This is a genomic window from Pseudomonas sp. P1_A1 (assembly GCF_056406935.1).
In genome coordinates this window covers 1-22138 of sequence record NZ_JBFTZE010000033.1, presented here as the reverse complement: position 1 = coordinate 22138, position 22138 = coordinate 1, and the positions used below count along the sequence as shown (strand labels likewise).

Annotated in this window: 19 protein-coding genes and 1 pseudogene; 11 read left to right on the top strand and 9 right to left on the bottom strand. The window is 60.5% G+C overall.

What is annotated here, in order from left to right:
* The first annotated feature begins 31 nt into the window (after positions 1-31).
* The 6 genes from AC1D2Q_RS29120 to AC1D2Q_RS29095 all read left to right on the top strand — a co-directional run bounded on the left by AC1D2Q_RS29120 (position 32) and on the right by AC1D2Q_RS29095 (position 7441).
* Positions 32-2149, top strand: coding sequence for a TonB-dependent receptor plug domain-containing protein (locus AC1D2Q_RS29120; RefSeq protein WP_477815488.1), 2118 nt, complete (start codon positions 32-34; stop codon positions 2147-2149).
* Position 2150: 1 nt separating this feature from the next.
* A complete protein-coding gene (locus AC1D2Q_RS29115) occupies positions 2151-3083 on the top strand; it encodes an ABC transporter substrate-binding protein (protein ID WP_477815487.1) in 933 nt (310 codons plus the stop codon).
* The gene (locus AC1D2Q_RS29110; RefSeq protein ID WP_477815486.1) at positions 3080-4981 is read left to right on the top strand and encodes an ATP-binding protein; all 1902 of its coding nucleotides are present in this window, start codon (positions 3080-3082) and stop codon (positions 4979-4981) included. Before AC1D2Q_RS29115 ends, AC1D2Q_RS29110 begins: the two co-directional genes overlap by 4 nt.
* Positions 4982-5226: 245 nt before the next feature.
* Complete coding sequence (fabA, locus tag AC1D2Q_RS29105) at positions 5227-5742, top strand: 3-hydroxyacyl-[acyl-carrier-protein] dehydratase FabA (protein WP_018926285.1); 516 nt, start codon at positions 5227-5229, stop codon at positions 5740-5742.
* Between the two features lie 11 nt (positions 5743-5753).
* The gene (fabB, locus tag AC1D2Q_RS29100) at positions 5754-6974 is read left to right on the top strand and encodes a beta-ketoacyl-ACP synthase I (RefSeq protein WP_007937568.1); all 1221 of its coding nucleotides are present in this window, start codon (positions 5754-5756) and stop codon (positions 6972-6974) included.
* 278 nt (positions 6975-7252) lie between these two features.
* The gene (locus AC1D2Q_RS29095) at positions 7253-7441 is read left to right on the top strand and encodes a hypothetical protein (protein ID WP_018926287.1); all 189 of its coding nucleotides are present in this window, start codon (positions 7253-7255) and stop codon (positions 7439-7441) included.
* Positions 7442-7507: 66 nt separating this feature from the next.
* Here the strand turns inward: AC1D2Q_RS29095 and AC1D2Q_RS29090 are convergent, their stop codons facing one another.
* From AC1D2Q_RS29090 to AC1D2Q_RS29055, 8 genes and pseudogenes are all read right to left on the bottom strand, one after another.
* A complete protein-coding gene (locus AC1D2Q_RS29090; protein ID WP_477815485.1) occupies positions 7508-8050 on the bottom strand; it encodes a DUF2058 domain-containing protein in 543 nt (180 codons plus the stop codon).
* Positions 8051-8075: 25 nt separating this feature from the next.
* Positions 8076-8909, bottom strand: coding sequence for a nucleoside triphosphate pyrophosphohydrolase (gene mazG, locus AC1D2Q_RS29085; protein ID WP_018926289.1), 834 nt, complete (start codon positions 8907-8909; stop codon positions 8076-8078).
* Between the two features lie 111 nt (positions 8910-9020).
* Positions 9021-11264, bottom strand: a complete 2244-nt coding sequence (relA, locus tag AC1D2Q_RS29080; RefSeq protein WP_019581222.1) for a GTP diphosphokinase — start codon at positions 11262-11264, stop codon at positions 9021-9023.
* A gap of 121 nt (positions 11265-11385) precedes the next feature.
* Positions 11386-12738, bottom strand: a complete 1353-nt coding sequence (rlmD, locus tag AC1D2Q_RS29075; protein ID WP_477815484.1) for a 23S rRNA (uracil(1939)-C(5))-methyltransferase RlmD — start codon at positions 12736-12738, stop codon at positions 11386-11388.
* Entirely contained in the window at positions 12738-13640 is a 903-nt protein-coding gene (gene cysM / locus AC1D2Q_RS29070) for a cysteine synthase CysM (RefSeq protein ID WP_018926292.1), read from the bottom strand. The genes rlmD and cysM overlap by 1 nt, the downstream gene beginning before the upstream one ends.
* 104 nt (positions 13641-13744) lie before the next feature.
* A complete protein-coding gene (locus AC1D2Q_RS29065) occupies positions 13745-14767 on the bottom strand; it encodes a PDDEXK nuclease domain-containing protein (RefSeq protein WP_305409894.1) in 1023 nt (340 codons plus the stop codon).
* Between the two features lie 140 nt (positions 14768-14907).
* Positions 14908-15636, bottom strand: a pseudogene (locus tag AC1D2Q_RS29060) (sensor histidine kinase); the annotation flags it as partial.
* A 13-nt stretch (positions 15637-15649) separates the two neighbouring features.
* A complete protein-coding gene (locus AC1D2Q_RS29055; protein WP_477815483.1) occupies positions 15650-16372 on the bottom strand; it encodes a response regulator transcription factor in 723 nt (240 codons plus the stop codon).
* A gap of 215 nt (positions 16373-16587) precedes the next feature.
* Here AC1D2Q_RS29055 and AC1D2Q_RS29050 point away from each other — a divergent pair, with 215 nt between their 5' ends.
* Both AC1D2Q_RS29050 and AC1D2Q_RS29045 read left to right on the top strand, forming a co-directional pair.
* On the top strand, positions 16588-19338 hold the full coding sequence (locus AC1D2Q_RS29050) for a response regulator (RefSeq protein WP_477815482.1): 2751 nt from the start codon (positions 16588-16590) through the stop codon (positions 19336-19338).
* 97 nt (positions 19339-19435) lie between these two features.
* Positions 19436-20425, top strand: coding sequence for a 2-hydroxyacid dehydrogenase (locus AC1D2Q_RS29045; RefSeq protein WP_477815481.1), 990 nt, complete (start codon positions 19436-19438; stop codon positions 20423-20425).
* A gap of 5 nt (positions 20426-20430) precedes the next feature.
* On the opposite strand, the gene AC1D2Q_RS29040 is transcribed toward AC1D2Q_RS29045, so the two are convergent.
* Positions 20431-20826, bottom strand: coding sequence for a hypothetical protein (locus tag AC1D2Q_RS29040; RefSeq protein ID WP_477815480.1), 396 nt, complete (start codon positions 20824-20826; stop codon positions 20431-20433).
* Positions 20827-20960: 134 nt separating this feature from the next.
* Between AC1D2Q_RS29040 and AC1D2Q_RS29035 the strand changes: the two genes are divergently transcribed.
* From AC1D2Q_RS29035 to AC1D2Q_RS29025, 3 genes are all read left to right on the top strand, one after another.
* The gene (locus AC1D2Q_RS29035; protein WP_477815479.1) at positions 20961-21395 is read left to right on the top strand and encodes a hypothetical protein; all 435 of its coding nucleotides are present in this window, start codon (positions 20961-20963) and stop codon (positions 21393-21395) included.
* Positions 21395-21799 (top strand): META domain-containing protein, encoded by a 405-nt coding sequence (locus tag AC1D2Q_RS29030; RefSeq protein WP_477815478.1) that lies wholly within the window; start codon positions 21395-21397, stop codon positions 21797-21799. The genes AC1D2Q_RS29035 and AC1D2Q_RS29030 overlap by 1 nt, the downstream gene beginning before the upstream one ends.
* A gap of 173 nt (positions 21800-21972) precedes the next feature.
* On the top strand, positions 21973-22138 hold a 166-nt coding region (locus AC1D2Q_RS29025), incomplete at its 3' end, for a DUF4372 domain-containing protein (protein ID WP_477815497.1).

Sequence of the window (22138 nt, the reverse complement as noted above, 5' to 3'; positions counted from 1 at the left end):
CGCGCCAATTAATCGCTATCAAGGCCGTGCCGTGTCTTTTGGCTCTCCCTATCCTCGCTCGCCACTGGTGCTGGCGCTGATGTTCAGCTCGCCATTGCTGGCCGACGACCTGTTCCTGGACAACGATCCGTTGCCGCAAGTGCTCACCGCGACGCGCCTGAAGCAGTCGCCCGCGGCCGTGCCAGGCAGCATGACGGTGATCGACAGCGAACTGATCAACGCCAGCGGCGCGCGGGACATCAGCGAGTTGCTGCGGCTGGTGCCGGGGATGATGGTCGGCAATATCAGCGGCAACCAGGCGGCGGTGAACTACCACGGCACCAACGCCAGCGAAGCGCGGCGCATGCAAGTGCTGATCGACGGCCGCTCGGTGTACCGCGCGGGCCTGGCCACGGTGGACTGGAGTGATATTCCGGTGGCCATGGAAGACATCGAGCGCATCGAGGTTTTCCGTGGCCCGAACACCGTCAGCTACGGCGCCAACGCGCTGATGGCGGTGGTCAATATCATCACCCGCAAGCCGGCCGACAGCCATGGCACACGGCTGAAAGTCACCCGCGGCCAGCGCGGTATCAACGATTTCTACGCCAGCCAGGGCATGGGCTGGGACAGCGGCGACTTGCGCCTGTCGCTGTCCGGACAACAAGACGATGGCTTCGACTCGAACCGCACCGGCGCCGATTACCGCGACAGCCGTCGCTTGAACCGCTTCAGCCTGGCCGTCAGCCAGACGCTCAATGAAAACCAGAGCATCGATTGGCAACTGAACGCCAAGGACGGGAGCAACCAGCGACCCTATACCTACCGCCCGGTGTTCTCAGGGATTACCGCCGCCGGGAACAATTCCGACGTCATCGCCAAGGACTACGCCGGCTCGCTGCGCTGGAACCTGGACATCAACCCTGATCACAGCCTTTATATTCAAGGCTCGGCGCAACACTGGGATCGTCAGCAGACTTGGCGTGCCTGCGATGCCGAGATCTCGTTCAGCCCGGAGCTGACCCAACTTTGGCAGCTCAATCCCAATTACACCGAACGCCTGGCGCGCAACATCGCTCGTTTCACCGGCGCGCCCCCCGGTACAGCGGCAGAACAAGCCCTGGCCAATCAGGTTCTGGCGCAATGGCGGAACGGCGCGAACAAAACGCTGTGCGGCGACATCGACCAGAGTGCCCGAGAGTCGCGCTACGACCTCGAACTGCAAGACACCCTCAGCCTGTCCGACACGCTGCGGCTGGTCAGCGGCATGAACTATCGTTACGACCGGGCCGATTCCGAGACCTACTTCAATGGCACGCTCGACGACACCACCTGGCGGGCGTTCGGCCAACTCGAGTGGCGCGCCACCGAGCACTGGTTGCTGCAGGGCGGGGCGATGTTCGAAGACACGCAATTGACCGGCAGCTCACTGACCCCACGGCTGGCGGTCAACTATCTGATCAACCCGCGCCACGGTTTGCGCGCGGTGTACTCGGAAGCCGTCCGCTCGCCGGACATGTTCGAGAACAGCGTCAACTGGAGCTATCAGGTGACCAACCTGCAGCCCAGTGCCTACGGCCAGACCAGCGCCCGCTATTTCGTCCGGACCCGTGGCCCGGGTGACCTCGAACAGGAACGCATGCGCTCCCGGGAATTGGGCTACAACGGCTACTTCACAGACTGGGGACTGACGGTCGATGTGAAGCTGTTCTACGACGAAATCAACGGCATGATCAGCGAACCGCTGCGCAACAATCAGTACATTGCCAGCAACTCGAACAGCTCACGATTCTCAGGAGCGGAAACCCAACTGGACTGGCGCGTCAGCAGCACCGATCGTCTGCGCCTGACCTACGCCTATGTCGATGCCGAGGCGAGCAACCCGCTGGATGCACAACAAACGGCGCGCAACAGCGGCTCCGCCGGTTGGCTGCGCAACTGGGGCCAGGGCTGGAACAGCGCGCTCTTCTACTATGGCGCCGACGCCCTCAACGGTTACCGCTTCGAACGGGTCGACACCCGCATCGCCAAACGCATCGGCCTGGGCAAGGCCAATCTGGAGCTGGCCGGGGTCCTCCAGCAACGCCTCGACAATCAGCCCACCACTTTCGTCGACAACAACTACGACGAACGCCGGGTGCTCTACTTCAGCGCGGAGCTGGAGTTTTAAGATGCAGTATTGCCTGCCACGGAAGACGCCAACCCTTGGCCGCCTGCTGGCCGGGCTGTGCCTGGTGTTTGCCGGGCTGCTGTGCAATCTGCCGGCCCGGGCCGCCGACATTCTGCTGACCGGCGCCGAAGACAGCCCTGGCGTGCAGTCTTTCGTCCAGGCCCTGAGCGAGTTGCGCCCCACCGACAGCGTGCGTTTCCAGCCGGTCGCCAGCTTGCCGGCACCCGGCCAACTGCCTGCGGGCACCCGCCTGATTCTGCTCGACTTGCAAAGCCTCGACTGGCGAGTGCAAGACGCCCAAGGCCCGGCAACGCTGGTGCTGCGCATCAGCCGTCTGCAAGCCCACCAACGCTTTGGCGATGTTTCGCCACCGCACTTGAGCCTGCTCTGGAGCGATCCGCCGCTGGATCGACAATTGCGCCTGACCCGACTCGTCCTGCCCGAGGCTCGACGTGTCGGCGTGCTTTTCGACAGCCACAGCGAATTCCTGCTGAAGGAACTGCATCAGGCAGCCCTGCCCCTGGGCCTTGAAGTGGTCACCGAACGTTGGGACAACACCAATGACAGCCGTCCGTTGCAGGCCCTGCTGAAAAACAGCGATGTGCTGCTGGGCCTGGATGACCCTGATCTGTACAACCCCAAAACCGTGAAAAACCTGCTGCTCAGCAGCTACGCACGGCAGCTGCCGCTGATCGGTCCCAATGCCGCCTTCGTCAGGGCGGGCAGCCTCGCCAGCACCTACAGCGACCAGAGCGATTGGCTGAAGATTCTCGTCGAACTGCTCGACCGCCCCTCCACCACCTGGCCGCGCACCCTTTATCCGCAGCACTTCAAGGTCTTGAGCAACCCGCAAGTGGCTCGTTCATTAAGCATTGAACCGATGAATGAAGCCTCTGTCGCAACACAGCTGGCCGAAGGAGAACATCGCCCATGACCTTCCATAGCGGTTGGGACATCAATACCCGTACCCAGATCATCAGCCTCGGCCCGGCGCTGCTGCTGACGTTGCTGCTGATCAGTTTCTTCACCTTCGTGCGAATCCAGGACCTGCGCCAGGAACTCAACCACACCGGTCAACTGATCGCCAACCAACTGGCGCCGGCCACCGAATACGGGGTGATCTCGGGCAACAACGACGTGCTCGAGAGTTTGCTCAAAGCCACCCTGGCCACGCCCAATGTGCGTTTTCTGGAGGTTCAGGACAGCACCAACCGGATTCTGGTGTACGTCGAACAACCGTCGGAAACCCACAATCGCTCGCATCAGGTCGAAGTGTTCCAGGCACCGGTGCGGCTGCAACGTATCGCGCTCAACAATGACTTCTTCCAGAACAGCCGCACCGCCCCCACAAAGCCGGGAGAGGATTACCTGGGCCGGGTGATCGTCGGTCTGTCCAATGACGCCTTCAACCAGCGCCAGCAGGAAATCCTGTTCAAGGCCGGGATCCTGGCCCTGTTCGCCCTGCTGTTTACCTTTCTGCTGGCTCGGCGTCTGGCCAGCAGCCTGTCGCAACCGATCCACGACATCGGCAATGCGGTCAAGGCGATCCAGAAAGGCGACTACAAAACGCCCCTGCCGATTGTCGATGACACCGAACTGGGCGCCCTGTCGCAACACATCAACAACCTTGCCCAGGGCCTTGAACAAGCCAGCCGCGAACAGCATCAGGCCATGGCGCAATTGATCCAGACCCGCGAGGAAGCGGAAAAGGCCAACAACGCCAAATCCGATTTCCTGGCCATGATGAGCCATGAACTGCGCACGCCGATGAATGGCGTGCTGGGCATGTTGCAACTGCTGGAAACCACCGCGATGACCGAGGAACAGATCGAGTACGCCGCGCTGGCTTCGGAGTCAACTGAACACCTGCTCAAAGTGATCAACGACATTCTCGACTTCTCGCGCATCGAACGCTCGGAACTGGAGCTGGAGCATATTGCGTTCAACCTCGCGGACCTGATCACCAGTTGCGCCCAGTCGTTCCAGCACAGCGCAGTGCAACGCGGGCTTGACCTGCAACTGCAGATCCCCGAGGACATGCGCGCCCTGCAGGTTCAAGGCGATCCGACGCGGATCCGGCAGATACTGGTCAACCTGGTCGGCAATGCGCTGAAATTCACCGAACGGGGCCGCATCACGATCGAACCGCAGTGGCAGTCACTGGATCACGAGTTGCTTTGGTTCACCTGCACCGTGCGCGACAGCGGGATCGGCATTCCGGCCGAAAGCCTGGAATTGATGTTCAACGCGTTCCAGCAGGCCGACAGTAGTATTTCAAGACGTTACGGTGGCACCGGGCTGGGGCTGCCGATTGCCCGCACTCTGGCCGAACGAATGGGCGGCACCTTACGTGCTCAGAGCGAAGAAGGCGTCGGTTCGGTGTTCACCCTGGAGATACCTCTGGCGCTGCATAAGCAGTCGTTGCCGGTGCTGATGCCGCGAGTACATACCGGCAATGGCCACGGCGAAGGTCGCAATGTGTTGCTGGTGGAAGACAACCCGGTCAACCGCACCGTCGTCGAAGCAATGTTGCGCAGCCTGGGCTTTACTGTCAGCGTCGTCACCGATGGTGCACAAGCGGTGCGCAGCGCCGAGAGCCTGATTTTCGAAGCGATTCTGATGGATTGCCGACTGCCGGTCATTGACGGCTACGAGGCCACCCGACAGATCCGCCAACTACCCGGCTGCGCTGACGTGCCGATCATTGCCCTGACGGCCAACGCCTTGCAGGGCGATCGTGAAGCCTGTTTGTCCGCGGGAATGAACGATTACCTGGCCAAGCCCTTTAAACGCACTGATCTGCAGCAAATTCTGCAGCGTTGGGTGCAGTAGTGCAGGCCTTTCGACGATCTGCGACTGGCGTGAAAGACGAAAGTGCGGCAGTCTTAGGCACCCGAACAGGCCCGAAAAGGGGCTTGAATAATAATTTCAGTGCACAAGTGTACATTCATGTCCTTGGTGCTGTGACTTTCACTACAACGCAATAGTCTATGAGTAGGCTGCTGACTCGAGGCATGAACGCTTCGATCGGCCGGGAAGATTCGCCCCCCTGCCGCATGGACTATTGAGGAGCTCGCATGACCAAACAAAACGCCTTTACTCGGGAAGACCTGCTGCGCTGCAGTCGTGGTGAGCTGTTCGGCCCGGGTAACGCGCAACTGCCCGCCCCGAACATGCTGATGGTCGATCGCATCACCCTGATCTCCGAAGAGGGTGGCAAGTACGGCAAAGGTGAATTGGTCGCCGAGCTGGATATCACTCCAGACCTGTGGTTCTTCGCCTGCCATTTCGAAGGTGATCCGGTGATGCCGGGCTGCCTGGGCCTCGATGCCATGTGGCAACTGGTCGGTTTCTTCCTCGGCTGGCAAGGTCTGCCGGGCCGTGGTCGCGCCCTGGGTTCGGGCGAAGTGAAATTCTTTGGCCAGGTACTGCCGACCGCCAAGAAAGTCACCTATAACATCCATATCAAACGCGTCCTCAAAGGCAAGCTGAACATGGCCATCGCCGATGGTTCCGTGACTGTCGACGGCCGCGAAATCTATACCGCCGAAGGCCTTCGGGTCGGCGTTTTCACCTCCACTGACAACTTCTAAGGGTTATCCGCATGCGCCGCGTCGTTATCACTGGTCTGGGCATCGTTTCGTGCCTGGGCAATGACAAAGAGACCGTCTCCGCTAACCTGCGTGCAAGCCGCCCTGGCATCCGGTTCAACCCGGAATATGCCGAAATGGGTCTGCGTAGCCAGGTTTCCGGCTCCATTGACCTTCCCCTCGAAGAGCTGATCGATCGCAAGATCTATCGCTTCGTCGGCCACGCGGCGGCTTACGCCTACCTGGCCATGAAAGATGCCATCGCAGACTCCGGCCTGACCGAAGAGCAAGTTTCCAACCCGCGTACCGGCCTGATCGCCGGTTCCGGTGGCGCCTCCACGCTGAACCAGATGGAAGCGCTGGACATCCTGCGCGAGAAAGGCGTCAAGCGCGTCGGCCCATACCGCGTAACGCGGACCATGAGCAGCACTGTTTCCGCTTGCCTGGCCACCCCGTTCAAGATCAAGGGCCTGAACTACTCCATCGCTTCTGCCTGCGCCACCAGTGCTCACTGCATCGGTACCGCCATGGAACAGATCCAGATGGGCAAGCAGGACATCGTATTCGCCGGCGGCGGTGAAGAAGAGCACTGGAGCCAGTCGTTCCTGTTCGACGCCATGGGCGCCCTGTCCAGCCAGTACAACGAAACCCCGGAAAAAGCTTCCCGTGCCTACGACGCCAAGCGTGACGGTTTCGTCATCGCCGGCGGTGGCGGCATGGTCGTGGTCGAAGAGCTGGAACACGCTCTGGCCCGCGGCGCGAAGATCTACGCGGAAATCGTTGGCTACGGCGCGACCTCCGACGGCTACGACATGGTCGCCCCAAGCGGCGAAGGCGCCATCCGCTGCATGCAGATGGCCATGTCCACCGTTGATGCACCGATCGACTACCTGAACACCCATGGCACCTCGACTCCGGTCGGCGACGTGATGGAAATGAAAGGTGTGCGTGAAGTGTTCGGCGACAACGCTCCGGCCATCAGCTCCACCAAGAGCCTGTCGGGTCACTCCCTGGGCGCCGCCGGCGTTCATGAAGCGATCTACTGCATGCTGATGATGGAAGGCAACTTCATGGCGGGTTCCGCCAACATCGACGAACTGGACCCGGAAGTGGCAGACATGCCAATCCTGACCAAGACTCGCGAAGACGCCACCATCAACACCGTGATGAGCAACAGCTTCGGCTTCGGCGGCACCAACGCAACGCTGGTACTGAAGCGCTGGCAGGGTAAGTAATACCCCGCCTACGCCACACATAAAAACGCCCCGACTGGTTCGGGGCGTTTTTTTTGGCCAGGTTTTATCTACGGCCAGACAGCCCTTGAAACATGAAACATTTGTCATGGAACTCAACAGCCTGCGACTGAATGTCGCGTATTTCGCGGGCTGCAGCACTTTCTCCGTTTTTGCAAAAGTCCGTTAGCGATTTCAGTCGTTTACTTAGCCAGCTAACAAAACTTATAACAAAGGCCTGCACACGCCTTGCTGCAGATAACAGAGATTGGAGCTAGCAGATGACTGTAAAAGTAACTGAACGCGACGATTCACATATGTCCCATGAAGGCATCGCCGCCGGTATCCGTATCTGGGATGTACATCAACAAGACCTGCTGGTCGGGATGTTCCACTCCGAGACCGAAGCCCACCAATACAAGGCCGAACTGGAATCACTGGAGCAGCAACGCGAAGCGCGTTCTGCATAACCACCGCATTGAAAATGACAAACCCCGCCATGAGCGGGGTTTGTCGTTGTTGCAGCCGCTAACGGCTTACCACATCAGATCGTCAGGAATCTGATAGGCCGCGTACGGATCGTCTTCGGCGCTGACTTCTTCTGTCTTCACATTCAGCTGCACGATGCGCTGTGGGTCGCGCTCCTGAATCTTCAGGGCCGCTTCACGAGGGATCACTTCGTAACCGCCAGCGTGATGCACGATCGCCAGAGAACCGCTGCTGAGCTTGTTGCGCATCAGGGTGTTGACGGAGATGCGCTTGACCTTTTTGTCGTCGACGAAGTTGTAGTAGTCCTCGGTGTTCAGCTTGGGCAGGCGCGAGACTTCGATCAATTGCTTGACCTGGGCGGCGCGGGCCTTCTGCTCGGCCTTCTCCTGTTGCTGACGGTTGAGCTCCTGATCGCGCTTGACCTTCTCGGCCATGGCTTCCTGAGCCGCACGCTGCTGGGAGTCATCGAGTTCGATCTGGCCTTTGTGGGCCAGACGCTGTTGTTTCTGTTTTTCTTTGCCGACCTGTTTGGCCTGCTTTTGGTTGACCAGCCCTGCTTTGAGCAACTGGTCGCGAAGGGAAAGGCTCATGGTGCTTACTCACTTAGGCAACAGCTCAGCCGCAGCTGGGCAAATTCTTTTCCTGACGTTTGGCTTCGCCCCACAAGGCGTCCAACTCTTCGAGGGTGCAATCTTCTATGGGACGGTGGGTGTCGCGCAATGCCTGTTCGATAAATCGGAAGCGTCTTTCAAATTTTGTGTTCGCGCCACGCAGTGCGGTTTCCGGATCGACCTTGAGGTGACGCGCCAGATTGACCACGGAAAACAGCAGGTCGCCGACTTCATCGGCAATCGCCGCCGAGTCATTGTCGGCCATGGCTTCAAGCACTTCATCGAGTTCTTCGCGAACCTTGTCGAGCACCGGCAAGGCGTCCGGCCAATCGAAACCGACCTGCCCTGCGCGCTTCTGCAGTTTTGCCGAACGGGACAACGCCGGCAGTGCCGCGGGTACGTCATCGAGCAAGGACAACTGCTCCGGCGCCGAAGACTTCTCGGCGCGTTCTTCAGCCTTGATCTCTTCCCAGCGTTGCTTGACCTGCTCTTCATTCAGGCGCGGGACGTCCAGCGGCGCGTACAGATCACCGGTGGGAAATACGTGAGGATGACGGCGAATCAACTTGCGCGTGATGCTGTCGACCACGCCAGCGAATTCGAAGCGCCCTTCTTCCCTGGCCAGCTGGCTGTAATAAACCACCTGGAACAACAAGTCGCCCAACTCACCCTGCAAGTGATCGAAATCGCCGCGTTCGATGGCGTCGGCGACTTCGTAGGCTTCTTCCAGGGTGTGCGGGACGATGGTGGCGTAGGTTTGCTTGATGTCCCACGGGCAGCCGTACTGCGGGTCGCGCAGACGGTTCATCAGGTGCAGCAGGTCTTCAAGTGAATACATCAATCAATCTCTGCGAGAACCTGTGGGAACCGGGCAAGTCGGATCGCCGCACCGCCGCGATCCGACAAGCCAGCCCCACAAAAGCTTGGCGGCCACAAAAAAGTGAACGCCTTACGGTGTGCGGTTACGGCGGGTTTCGATGATGTTCGGCAACTGGGAGATCCGCCCCAGCAACCGCCCCAGCGCATCCAGCCCCGGAATCTCGATGGTCAGGGACATCAACGCAGTGTTGTCCTCTTTGTTCGAGCGGGTGTTGACCGCCAGCACGTTGATCCGCTCGTTGAGCAGCACCTGCGACACGTCACGCAGCAGACCGGAACGGTCGTAAGCGCGAATGATGATGTCCACCGGATAGGTGAGCACCGGCACCGGCCCCCAGCTGACCTGGATGATCCGCTCCGGCTCGCGCCCGGCCAGTTGCAGCACCGAGGCGCAGTCCTGACGGTGGATGCTCACGCCACGGCCCTGGGTGATGTAACCGACGATGGCGTCCCCCGGCAACGGCTGGCAGCAGCCGGCCATCTGGGTCATCAGGTTGCCGACGCCCTGGATCTGGATATCGCCGCGCTTGCCCGGTTTATAGCCGGTGGCTTTGCGCGGGATCAGCTCCAGCTGTTCGTTGCCGCGTTCCGGCTCGACCAGTTGCTGCGCCAGGTTCACCAGTTGCGCCAGGCGCAAATCGCCTGCGCCCAATGCGGCGAACATGTCTTCGGCGGTCTTCATGTTGGCCTTTTCGGCCAGCTTGTCGAAATCCACCTGCGGCAGACCGAGGCGACTGAGTTCGCGCTCGAGCAAGGTTTTACCGGCCGCGACGTTCTGATCGCGGGCTTGCAACTTGAACCAGTGAACGATCTTCGCCCGCGCTCGCGACGTGGTGATGTAACCCAGGTTCGGGTTCAGCCAGTCGCGGCTCGGAGTGCCGTGCTTGCTGGTGATGATCTCGACCTGTTCACCGGTTTGCAGGCTGTAGTTGAGCGGCACGATGCGCCCGTTGATCTTGGCGCCGCGGCAGTTGTGACCGATTTCGGTGTGCACGCGGTAAGCGAAGTCCAGCGGTGTCGCGCCCTTCGGCAAGTCGATGGCATGACCGTCGGGAGTGAAGATATAAACCCGGTCCGGCTCGATATCGACCCGCAGCTGTTCGGCAAGGCCGCCGATATCGCCCAGCTCTTCGTGCCACTCGAGAACCTGACGCAGCCAGGAGATTTTCTCTTCGTAGTGGTTCGAGCCGGACTTGACGTCGGTGCCCTTGTATCGCCAGTGCGCGCAAACCCCCAGCTCGGCTTCTTCGTGCATGGCATGGGTGCGGATCTGCACTTCCAGCACCTTGCCTTCAGGGCCGATTACCGCGGTGTGCAGCGAGCGGTAGCCATTCTCTTTCGGGTTGGCGATGTAGTCGTCGAACTCTTTCGGGATGTGCCGCCACAGGGTGTGGACGATGCCGAGCGCGGTGTAGCAGTCGCGCATTTCCGGCACCAGCACGCGAACGGCGCGCACGTCGTAGATCTGGCTGAACTCCAGACCCTTGCGCTGCATTTTGCGCCAGATCGAGTAGATGTGTTTGGCCCGGCCGCTGATGTCAGCCTCGACGCCGGTGGCCTGCAACTCGTTCTTGAGCTGGGTCATCACATCGCTGATGAAGCGCTCGCGATCCAGCCGTCGCTCATGGAGCAACTTGGCGATCTGCTTGTACTGGTCGGGCTCGAGGTAACGGAAGGACAAGTCCTCCAGCTCCCACTTGATATGACCGATACCGAGGCGATGTGCCAGCGGCGCGTAGATGTCGAAGACTTCACGGGCGACGCGGTTACGCTTCTCGTCATCGGCGGTTTTTACCGCACGGATCGCACAGGTGCGCTCGGCCAGTTTGATCAGCGCGACGCGCACGTCGTCGACCATGGCCACGAGCATCTTGCGCAGGTTTTCCACCTGGCCTTGGGTGCCCATCACCATGGATTTACGCGGACTCAGACTGTCGCTGATCGCCGCCATGCGTTGCACGCCGTCAATCAGTTTGGCGACCACCGGGCCGAAGCGCTGGCTGACCGCCGGCAACTGGATCTGGCCTTCGCGCACGCCGCGGTACAAGACTGCCGCGACCAACGAATCCTGATCGAGTTTGAGATCGGCGAGAATCTCGGCGATCTCAAGGCCGGTGCGGAAACTCGAGGTCCCTTCGGACCACAGGTTTTTCGCCGCATTGGCTTGTTGTTCGGCCTCGCGAGCGAACTCGCAGGCTTCTTTCAAGGCTTCGCGATCCAGTGCCGTATCGATACTGACCGCGTGATCGAGCCAAGCCTCGAGATTGATACTGCCGTCAGTGTTGATCGGCTGGTGTGCTCTCACCTGTACCATCTTGCTTTACCTTCCCTACGACGCAGATTCAATGCGTCAAATCGCTGACCTTCATTGTCCGGGCGCCCCGCCGGGCTGATGCATGGCGGCACGGACGGTCAGTCGGACCAGACGAGCCATCCTAGCTCGCTTCAAATAACGCCATGGCCTCGACATGCGCCGTTTGAGGAAACATATCGAGAATCCCGGCACGTTTTAACCGGTAGCCCTGCTTGATCAATTCGACCGTGTCGCGCGCCAGAGTTGCAGGGTTGCACGACACATAAACCAATCGTTCGGCCCCCAGGGACGCAAGCTTGCGCACCACCTCGAAAGCACCGTCGCGAGGTGGGTCCAAGAGTACCGCACAAAAGCCTTCGCCGGCCCATTCGGCATCAGCCAAAGGCTGGGATAAATCGGCCTGAAAAAACTTCGCGTTATGCAAATTATTACTAGCGGCGTTCGCGGCGGCCCGCTCGACCATGGCCTGCACACCTTCCACCGCCACCACTTCACGAACGGTCCTGGCCAGCGGCAAGGCAAAGTTGCCCAACCCGCAGAACAGGTCCAGAACCCGCTCATCGGCTTTCGGCGCCAACCATTCCAGCGCCTGAGCGACCATCGCTTCGTTGACCCCGGCGTTGACCTGGATGAAATCTCCAGGCCGATACGCCAGGTTCAAGTCCCACGGTTCAAGGCGATAGCCCAGGGTCTGATCGGCCTTGACCGGTTGCGGCTCGCCGTCGCCATGCAGCCACAACTGGGCCTCATGGAGCGCGCAGAATTGCTTGAGGATCGTCATATCGGCTTCGGACAACGGCGCCATGTGCCGCAGCAATACCGCCAATGACGAACCGCTGAACAATTCCACATGCCCCAGTGCCTGAGGTTTGCTCAAGCGTCGCAGCATGTCCGGCAAGCCAGTCATGATCGGTTGCAAGGGCTGTACCAGCACCGGGCACTCGTTGATGGCGACGATGTCCTGGCTGCCGGCGGCGCGGAAACCGACTTCGAGTTTTTTCGCCTTCATGTCCCAACGCACCGCCACCCGGGCACGACGCCGGTAGCCGAATTCCGGACCGCTCAATGGCGCAGCCCACTCTTCGGGTTCGACGCCGGCGACCCGCGACAATTGCTCGGCGAGCATGCGTTGTTTCAGGGCGAGTTGTTCGTTGTGGGGCAGATGCTGCACGCTGCAACCACCGCAGCGACCGGCATGGGCGCACGGTGCCGGGCGACGCAATTGGCTGGCCTGGAACACCCGCTCGGTACGCGCCTCGACCACTTTACCGTGGGCACCCAAGACCCGCGCATCGACTTCTTCACCGGCCAATGCGCCGATGACGAACCAGGTGCGACCTTCAAAAAACGCGATACCGCGACCGTCATTGGCCAGGCGCTCGATGGTCAGGCGCTGCTTTTTGCCGGTCGGGACTTGCGGGGCCTTGCTGCCGCCCGTGGGCTGGAAGCGCAGGCCTCTCTCTTGCTTGGCCATCAGTTGGGCGCGTCGAAAATGCCGGTCGACAAGTAACGGTCGCCACGGTCACAGATGATCGCGACGATCACCGCGTTTTCAACTTCTTTGGACAGACGCAGCATCGCCGCTACAGCACCGCCCGAAGACACGCCGCAGAAAATGCCTTCTTCGCGCGCCAGACGACGGGTCACGTCCTCGGCCTCGCTTTGCGCCATGTCGACGATACGGTCCACGCGATCGGCCTGATAAATCTTCGGCAGGTATTCCTGCGGCCAGCGACGGATACCCGGAATCGCCGAGCCTTCCATCGGTTGCAGGCCGATGATCTGCACGTTCTCGTTCTGTTCTTTCAGGTAGCGCGAGACACCCATGATGGTGCCGGTGGTGCCCATCGAGCTGACGAAATGCGTGATGGTGCCCTGGGTCTGACGCCAGATTTCCGGACCGGTGGTGGTGTAGTGCGCCTCGGGGTTGTCGCCGTTGGCGAACTGGTCCAGCACCTTGCCGCGACCTTCGGCTTCCATTCGCTGGGCGAGGTCGCGCGCACCTTCCATGCCTTCTTCCTGGCTGACCAGAATCAGCTCGGCGCCATAGGCCGTCATCGCGGCTTTACGCTCGGCACTGGAGTTGTCCGGCATGATCAGGATCATCTTGTAACCCTTGATCGCCGCGGCCATGGCCAGGGCGATCCCGGTGTTGCCCGAGGTCGCTTCGATCAGCGTATCGCCGACGTGGATCTGCCCGCGCAATTCGGCGCGGGTGATCATCGACAGCGCCGGACGATCCTTGACCGAACCCGCCGGGTTGTTCCCTTCGAGCTTGAGCAAAAGCGTGTTGCTGGTGACGCCAGGCAGGCGCTGCAAACGGACCAGCGGAGTATTGCCGACGCAATCGGCGATGGTTGGGTACTGCAAGGTCATGGCGTATTCGCAATCCGGACTGCGGGGGCGCCTATCATACCGGCAAACGTGCGCAGGCCATATCACGCAAAGTAAGGGGCTTATGGCTTATGGGAATAAGCAGTTCACTCCTCTTCTCCTTGTGCAATATTCAATGCATAAAACTCATGCAATTTGGCCTGCAGCAGCTGTTTGTCCGGAAGCTGGACCTGGTATTCAGCGATCAACGCTGGCGACAGGCTGCGGTTAAGGGCGTATTCGACCACTTCGTCATCCTTACTGGCGCAGAGCAACACACCGATGGCCGGGTTTTCGTGGGGTTTGCGTTCATCTCGATCCAGCGCTTCCAGATAGAAGTCCAGCTTGCCCAAGTACTCCGGCTCGAAACGGCCGACCTTGAGTTCGATAGCGATCAAGCAGTTGAGTCCACGATGGAAAAATAACAGGTCCAGAGCAAAGTCACGCCCTCCGACTTGCAGCGGGTATTGGGAGCCGACAAAGCAGAAGTCGCGGCCCAACTCGATCAGAAATTGCTTGAGTCGCGCCAGCAACCCTTGATGCAGATCAGTTTCGGCATGGCCGCCGGGCAGGTCGAGAAACTCGACCATGTAAGCATCGCGGAATATCTCAAGCGCCGCAGGGTTGGCTTGTCTCAGCACTGGAGAGACTTTTGGCGGTTGGGTGATGCTGCGCTCGAACAGCGCAGCTTTGTGCTGACGTTCCAGCTCTCGCGTCGACCACTTTTCCTGCACAGCCAGACGCAGATAAAACTCACGCTCTTGCGGGTGTTTACTTTGAGTCAGAATGAGCAGGTTATGGGTCCAGGGTAATTGTGTCAGCAGCGCTGACACTTTCTCATTGCCCCGATAAGCTTCGTAGAACTGACGCATACGAAACAGATTGCGCCGGGTAAACCCGCGCAACCCTGGTTGAGTCTTGGCCAGATGTTCAGCCAGCTGACTGACCACGGCATCGCCCCACTCAGCCTGCTCCAGCTTGCGGCTGATGTAAGCACCGACCTGCCAGTACAGTTCGATCAGCTGGGTATTGACCGCCTGTACGGCCTGCTGTCTGGCACTGTGAATCAGCGCAAGTACCTCATCGAAACGGACATCTGCGGTGGTGCCGGCAATATTGGATGCATTCATGCCCAACTCCTTGATGATGAGGAAAAACGTGACTCTAAACCGTCAAGGCAGCCTGAAGGTGTCGGCGAAAGGCTTTAGGAAAGGTCGTACAAAAAAACGCGAACGCTCTGGCAAAATCTGCGAGCAGGGCCTGGGGTTGATCACGCAATGAGTGGTCGACACATGTCCACTGTAGGTGCAGGCCTGTTCGCGATGGCGTCAGCATTGTCGCCATGGAGATCAGCCAGTAACAGCATATTCAGCCGTAAGCCCCGCCCTGCATTCTCCGCCCAAAGCCGCCCGCCCTGCCGCTGCACCGCATTCCTGGCAATGCTCAACCCCAATCCGAACCCACCCTCCCCCGGCCGTGAACCGTCGAGCCGGATGAACGGCGAGAAGATTCGCTCAAGATCCTCGTCAGCCACTCCACCGCCCTCGTCCTCCAGCCACAGGTGCCAAAAGTCGCCATCACGCCGGCCATCGAACATCACGACACCGCCCTGCGGTGAATGACGAATGGCATTACGCAGAATGTTTTCCAGCGCCTGGGCCAAGGTATTGAGATGGCCCCGCACCCAGCAGCAGGCATCCACCGCACAGTGCAACTGACTCGCCGGCCAGCCACTTTCATAGCAAGCGTTTTCCGTGAGCATTTCCCACAAGGCCTGGACCTGGATCGCTTCATCGGGCAACGGCGCGCGCTCGCTGTCGAGCCAGGCCAGTTGCAGGGTGTCCTCGACCAGACGCAGCATACCGTCGACTTCCCGGCTAATGCGCTCGCGCAATTGCTCCAGGTCCTGCTCGCTTTCGCAGGCCACCCGTAACCGGCTGAGCGGCGTGCGCAATTCGTGGGACAGATCGCGCAGCAGTTGCTGTTGCAGGACCACCGTGCGACCCGGCACGTCAGACCACTTCATCGACCGCACTCAATACGTACCCTTTGCCCCACACCGTGCGCACTTCACGCTCGGTGTAACCGATGGCCTTGAGCTTGCGGCGAATCTGGCTGATGTGCATGTCGAGGCTGCGGTCATGGGGCGCATAACCGCGCTGCAATACCTGCTGATAAAGGAACGCCTTGCTCAACACTTCATCCTCGTTGCGGTTCAGCGTGTCCAGCAGACGGTACTCGCTGCGGGTCAGGCCGGCCGCGAGTTCACCACAAAAGACCTCGCCCAATTCTTCGTCAAAACGCAGGCAGTCCGTCGCAGGGGCCGTCGGTATCGGCGCTGGTCGACGGTCGAACGCCACCCGCCGCAGAATCGCTTCGATGCGCACCCGCAACTCGGCCATGCTGAAAGGCTTGGGCAGGTAATCGTCGGCCCCGAGGCGAAAGCCACTGATGCGATCCGCCTCTGCGCCCAGCGCCGACATCAGCACCACCGGCGTGGAATGGCTCTGGCGCAATTGGGTCAGCACCGCCAGGCCATCGAGCCCCGGCAACAGAATATCCATCAACACCACATCGAAGGCCTGCTGGCGCGCAATCGCCAGGCCTTCCTGCCCGTTCTGGCACCAGGTCACCTGAAAACCGCAGCGCCCCAGATGCTCATGAACATAAGCACCGAGCACTGGATCGTCTTCGATAGAGAGGATGCGAGGATGGCCAATCGCGATGGGAGTCATGAGTATCTGCAAATAATTCTCAATTGCTGATTATTCAAGATTGCCTCTCTAGGGGCAACCCAAGGTTTGTCTCCCTGGACCAAAGCATTGAACTGACCGACGAATGACGACATCAATTTTACGAAGATTGCCCGCATGCAAATCGCTACACTGCGCAGGTGGCGCGTGCCGGACGCATGTGCAGGTCAATAAACAGCTGGATGCAGGAGAGATGCGTGCTCAAGAAACTGGGAATTAAAGGCCGCGTGCTGTTACTGACCCTGTTGCCGACCACCCTGATGGCGTTGGTCCTGGGCGGCTATTTCACCTGGATGCAGCAATCGGACCTGCAAGCCCAGCTCATGCAACGCGGCGAAATGATCGCCGAACAGCTGGCACCGTTGGTGGCCCCGGCCATGGGTCACAAAGACAACGAACTGCTGGAGCGCATCGCCACCCAGTCCCTGGAACAGACCGATGTGCGCGCGGTGACCTTTCTCGCCCCCGACCGCACGCCGCTGGCCCATGCCGGCCCGACCATGCTCAATCAGGCGCCCCTGGGCAACGGTTCACAGTTGCTGCGCCGCAGCGGCAATGACGCCACGCGTTACCTGCTGCCGGTGTTCGGCAAGCACCGCAACCTGGCCGGCGACCTGATCCCCGATGAAGCCGACCGCCTGCTGGGCTGGGTCGAACTCGAACTGTCCCACAACGGCATGCTGCTGCGCGGCTACCGCAGCCTGTTCGCCAGCCTGCTGCTGATCGGCGGAGGCCTGGCCGGTGCGGCGCTGCTGGCGTTACGCATGGGCCGAACCATCAACCGGCCATTGAGCCAGATCAAACAGGCCGTGGCGCAACTCAAGGACGGTCATCTGGAAACCCGCCTGCCGCCCCTCGGCAGCCAGGAACTGGATGAACTGGCGTCCGGCATCAACCGCATGGCCGGGACGCTGCAGAACGCTCAGGAAGAATTGCAAAACAGCGTCGACCAGGCCACCGAAGACGTGCGTCAGAATCTGGAAACCATCGAAATCCAGAACATCGAGCTGGATCTGGCGCGCAAGGAAGCCCTGGAGGCGAGCCGGATCAAGTCCGAGTTCCTGGCCAACATGAGCCATGAAATCCGCACGCCGCTCAACGGCATTCTCGGCTTCACGCACCTGCTGCAAAAAAGCGAACTGACGCCGCGCCAGCTCGATTACTTGGGCACCATCGAAAAGTCTGCCGACAGCCTGTTGGGGATCATCAACGAGATTCTCGATTTCTCGAAAATCGAGGCCGGCAAACTGGTGCTCGACCATATTCCGTTCAACCTGCGCGACCTGCTGCAAGACACCCTGAACATCCTCGCCCCGGCCGCCCACGCCAAAGAGCTTGAGCTGGTGAGCCTGGTTTATCGCGATACGCCACTGTCGCTGGTGGGCGATCCGTTGCGACTCAAGCAGATCCTCACCAACCTTGTGAGCAATGCGATCAAGTTCACCCGCGAAGGCACCATCGTCGCCCGGGCGATGCTCGAAGAAGAGCATGAAGACAGCGTGCAACTGCGCATCAGCATTCAGGACACCGGCATCGGCCTGTCGAACCAGGACGTGCGCGCCCTGTTCCAGGCCTTCAGCCAGGCCGATAACTCGTTGTCCCGACAACCCGGCGGCACCGGCCTCGGATTGGTGATTTCCAAACGGCTGATCGAACAAATGGGCGGCGAGATCGGCGTCGACAGCACGCCGGGCGAAGGCTCGGAATTCTGGATCAGCCTGAGCCTGCCCAAAACCCGCGACGACGCCGAAGACCTGCCCGGCCCACCGTTGCTCGGGCAGCGGGTGGCTGTCCTGGAAAACCATGAACTGGCCCGTCAGGCATTGCAGCATCAACTGGAAGACTGCGGCCTGAGCGTCACGCCGTTCAATACCCTGGAAAGCCTGGCCAATGGCGTGACCGGCGCTCACCAGACCGATCAGGCAATCGGCTTGGCGGTGCTCGGCATCACCAGCAACGACATGCCGCCGGAGCGCCTCAACCAGCACATCTGGGACCTTGAACACCTGGGCTGCAGAGTGTTGGTGCTGTGCCCGACCACCGAACTGACGCTGTTCCATCTCTCGGTGCCCAACCCCCACAGCCAGCTCCAGTCCAAACCCGCCTGCACCCGCAAGCTGCGTCGGGCCCTGTCTGATCTGGTCAACCCGCGCCAGCAGCGCAGCGACCCCGCCGAGCCGGTTTCCAGCCGCGCGCCGAAGGTCCTTTGCGTGGACGACAACCCGGCCAACCTGCTGCTGGTGCAAACCCTGCTCGAAGACATGGGCGCCAAGGTGCTCGCGGTAGAAAGCGGTTACGCCGCGGTCAAGGCCGTACAGAACGAGACTTTCGATCTGGTGTTGATGGACGTGCAAATGCCCGGCATGGATGGGCGCCAAAGCACCGAAGCCATTCGCCAATGGGAAAGCGAGCGGCATTGCACGCCACTGCCGGTCGTGGCCCTCACCGCCCATGCGATGGCCAATGAAAAACGCGCATTGCTGCAAAGCGGCATGGACGACTACCTGACCAAACCCATCAGCGAACGGCAACTGGCGCAAGTGGTGTTGAAATGGACGGGCCTGGCGCTGCGCAATCAGGGTCCGGAGCGTAATAGCGATAACAACAGCGGTCATGAATTGCAGGTGCTCGACCACGAAGAAGGCCTGCGCCTGGCGGCCGGCAAGGCCGATCTGGCGGCGGACATGCTGGCCATGCTGCTGGCCTCCCTGGAAGCCGACCGCGAGGCCATCCGCGTGGCCCGAGAAGCCAACGACCAGAATGCCCTGATCGAGCGGGTCCATCGCCTGCACGGGGCAACCCGTTATTGCGGCGTTCCGCAACTGCGCGCCGCCTGCCAGCGCAGCGAAACCCTGCTCAAGCAACAGGACCCGAAAGCCCCCTTCGCGCTGGAAGAACTCGAACGCGCCATCAATCGCCTCGCGGCCCATGCGCGCATCAATGCCTGATGCAGCGCAATAACGCAGGAGGGCCTGAACGCTAAACTCAAACCCTGTAGCAGCTGCCGAAGGCTGCTACGGGGTTTGAGACTTCCAGGAGGACAGCATGCGCACGATTCTTTTCAGCAGCCAGACCTACGACCGCGAGAGTTTTCTCGCCGCCGACCTGCCCGTCGRCATCGAACTGCATTTCCAGCCGGCACGACTGAGCCTCGACACGGTGGCACTGGCCGAGCATCACGAGGTGGTCTGCGCCTTCATCAACGATGACCTCAGCGCCCCGATGCTTGAACGCCTGGCAGCAGGCGGCACACGCCTGATCGCCCTGCGCTCGGCCGGTTACAACCATGTCGACCTCGTGGCGGCGAAGCGCCTGGGGCTGACGGTCGTTCGGGTCCCGGCCTACTCGCCCCACGCCGTGGCCGAACACGCGGTGGCGTTGATTCTGGCGCTCAACCGCCGTCTGCACCGCGCCTACAACCGTACCCGCGAGGGCGATTTCAGCCTGCACGGGTTGACCGGTTTCGACCTGGTGAACAAGACCGTCGGCGTGGTCGGCACCGGGCAGATCGGCGCGACCTTCGCGAAAATCATGCACGGCTTCGGCTGCCAATTGCTGGCCTATGACCCCTATCCGAACCCACAGGTCGAAGCCCTCGGCGCGCGCTACCTGAGCTTGCCGCAACTGCTGGCCGAGTCTCAGATCATCAGCCTGCATTGCCCGCTCAACGAGCAGAGCAAACATTTGATCAACCGCGAGTCACTGGCGCACATGCAGCCCGGCGCGATGTTGATCAACACCGGGCGTGGCGGTCTGGTGGACACGCCGGCGCTGATCGACGCATTGAAAAACGGCCAATTGGGCTATCTGGGGCTCGATGTCTATGAAGAGGAGGCGCAGTTGTTCTTCGAGGACCGCTCCGACCTGCCATTGCAAGACGATGTGCTGGCGCGCCTGCTGACCTTTCCGAACGTGATCATCACCGCACACCAGGCCTTCCTGACCCACGAAGCCCTGGGCGCGATTGCCGCGACCACATTGCAGAACATCGCGGCCTGGGCGGCCGGTTCGCCACACAATCAGGTCGAGCGCTGAACGGCTCAGGCCTTGGACAAGACGATCATCAGGCCCAGCCAGCCGAAGCCCAGCAAGCGCTGCCCCAGCGAATGCCCGCGACGCAGCAGGAACCAGACAAAAAACGGCGGCAGAAAGAAAATCATCAGTTTCAGCCAGAGTTCCACCGGACGCGGCCCATTGAGCACCGGTGCCGGGATCTCGGCCTGGATTTCGGTTTTTCGTTTACGCCCGAACGCGGCCGGGGTCACCCGAGGCACACTCTCATTGCTCGGCAAACGCCCGAAAGAAAGCGGTGCTTCCACAGGCGCTGCCGTCGAAGTGGCCGCTTGCACTGTTGCCGCAGGCGCACCGCAATGAATGCAAGCAGGCGCCGTGGAACTGATGCGTTGCTTGCACTCGTAACATTCGATCAACGCCATTTCTGTTCCTTAGAGATGCAAAAGCGGCAGTTTGCCATGAGTGGGCAGATAAGTTGAACCAGATCGAAGGTCACATGCCCGCGCCATGCTGCGTTGATGCCCGTGCTAGCATATCGCGCATATTTGGAGGACCCATGGTCGAACACGATTTCCGCTACAGCCTGATGAACCCGCAACACACCCTCACCGAATGCCGCGCCTTGGTGCCGGGGCGTTATCAAGTCACCGGCAACGGCGGTTCGATTCGCAATAACGACGTGCTGGTAGTGACCCTCAAAGGCAGCAAGGACTTGTCCATGCGCCTGACCGTCGAAACGGTTCGCCACCTGATCAACCCGCCCGGCCAATGGGTCGCGGTGGCCAGTGGTCCGGTGTTCGGCGAACTGGCGATCCACACCTGGAAAGTCAACTGCGACAGCTGCGCCAAAGAGCTGAGCTTCGAGTTCGCGGTCGACGCCAAGCTGGGCAACCAGGCTGAAAAACCGGCCGCCACCGCACGGATTGCCGAACTGGGCTGGACCGCAGCCGGCGAAAAACACCTGTGCCCGAAGTGCCAGGAGCCTGCGTGATGAAACGCCTTGCTCTGACCACGATGGTCGGTGCCAGCCTGCTGGGCTGCGCCGCCGAGCCGGTAAAGTTGCAACAGAACCGCAGTTACATTCTGGAGTGGATCGGCGAACGTCCGCTGATGGACTACAGCCACCTGACCATCACGCTCGGTGACGACGGTCGGGCCTACGGTAACGGCGGCTGCAACCACTGGTTCGCGCCGTACACGCTCGAAGGCGAGAAGCTCAGCTTCGGCAAGATCGGCAGCACCCGCAAACTCTGCGCGCCGGCGTTGATGGAGCAGGAAAAACGCTTCCTGCAGGCACTGGAAAACGTCCAGCGCTGGGACGTCTCACCGATTGACCAGATGCGCTTCTGGCCGGCCGAAGGCAAGCCGTTGCGTTGGTGGCTTGAAGAGGGTTGATGCCCACTTCACGCACTAAGGTCAAAAGATCGCAGCCTTCGGCAGCTCCTACAACTGATCTTTCCCATGCTCCGCGTCACTAGTGTCCGGTAAAAACTAAAGGGGGAGCTTGCTCCCCCTTGCTGTGCCTGCTTCGTAAGCAATAATCAGGTTTTCAGACTCGATTTTCGCCCATGTTCAGCAGCACTCGATTTGCACAAATGCTCCAGGCCCTTCCCCATCAGCTCTTCAAAGCATCCGTCAAACGCTGTGGCGCTGATCGTTATGCCAAGCAGTTCACTTCGTGGGATCTACTTATCACGCTGATTTACGGTCCTTATCACGCTGATTTACGGTCAG

Excerpts from the sequence above, each read along its gene's own strand:
- mazG (WP_018926289.1), bottom strand. The coding sequence starts at position 8,909 with ATGTATTCACTTGAAGACCTGCTGCACCTGATGAACCGTCTGCGCGAC.
- AC1D2Q_RS29035 (WP_477815479.1), top strand. The coding sequence starts at position 20,961 with ATGGTCGAACACGATTTCCGCTACAGCCTGATGAACCCGCAACACACC.
- AC1D2Q_RS29030 (WP_477815478.1), top strand. The coding sequence starts at position 21,395 with ATGAAACGCCTTGCTCTGACCACGATGGTCGGTGCCAGCCTGCTGGGC.
- AC1D2Q_RS29090 (WP_477815485.1), bottom strand. The coding sequence starts at position 8,050 with ATGAGCCTTTCCCTTCGCGACCAGTTGCTCAAAGCAGGGCTGGTCAAC.
- AC1D2Q_RS29055 (WP_477815483.1), bottom strand. The coding sequence starts at position 16,372 with ATGACTCCCATCGCGATTGGCCATCCTCGCATCCTCTCTATCGAAGAC.
- AC1D2Q_RS29065 (WP_305409894.1), bottom strand. The coding sequence starts at position 14,767 with ATGAATGCATCCAATATTGCCGGCACCACCGCAGATGTCCGTTTCGAT.
- relA (WP_019581222.1), bottom strand. The coding sequence starts at position 11,264 with ATGGTACAGGTGAGAGCACACCAGCCGATCAACACTGACGGCAGTATC.
- AC1D2Q_RS29110 (WP_477815486.1), top strand. The coding sequence starts at position 3,080 with ATGACCTTCCATAGCGGTTGGGACATCAATACCCGTACCCAGATCATC.
- fabB (WP_007937568.1), top strand. The coding sequence starts at position 5,754 with ATGCGCCGCGTCGTTATCACTGGTCTGGGCATCGTTTCGTGCCTGGGC.
- AC1D2Q_RS29095 (WP_018926287.1), top strand. The coding sequence starts at position 7,253 with ATGACTGTAAAAGTAACTGAACGCGACGATTCACATATGTCCCATGAA.
- AC1D2Q_RS29115 (WP_477815487.1), top strand. The coding sequence starts at position 2,151 with ATGCAGTATTGCCTGCCACGGAAGACGCCAACCCTTGGCCGCCTGCTG.
- fabA (WP_018926285.1), top strand. The coding sequence starts at position 5,227 with ATGACCAAACAAAACGCCTTTACTCGGGAAGACCTGCTGCGCTGCAGT.
- cysM (WP_018926292.1), bottom strand. The coding sequence starts at position 13,640 with ATGACCTTGCAGTACCCAACCATCGCCGATTGCGTCGGCAATACTCCG.
- rlmD (WP_477815484.1), bottom strand. The coding sequence starts at position 12,738 with ATGGCCAAGCAAGAGAGAGGCCTGCGCTTCCAGCCCACGGGCGGCAGC.
- AC1D2Q_RS29040 (WP_477815480.1), bottom strand. The coding sequence starts at position 20,826 with ATGGCGTTGATCGAATGTTACGAGTGCAAGCAACGCATCAGTTCCACG.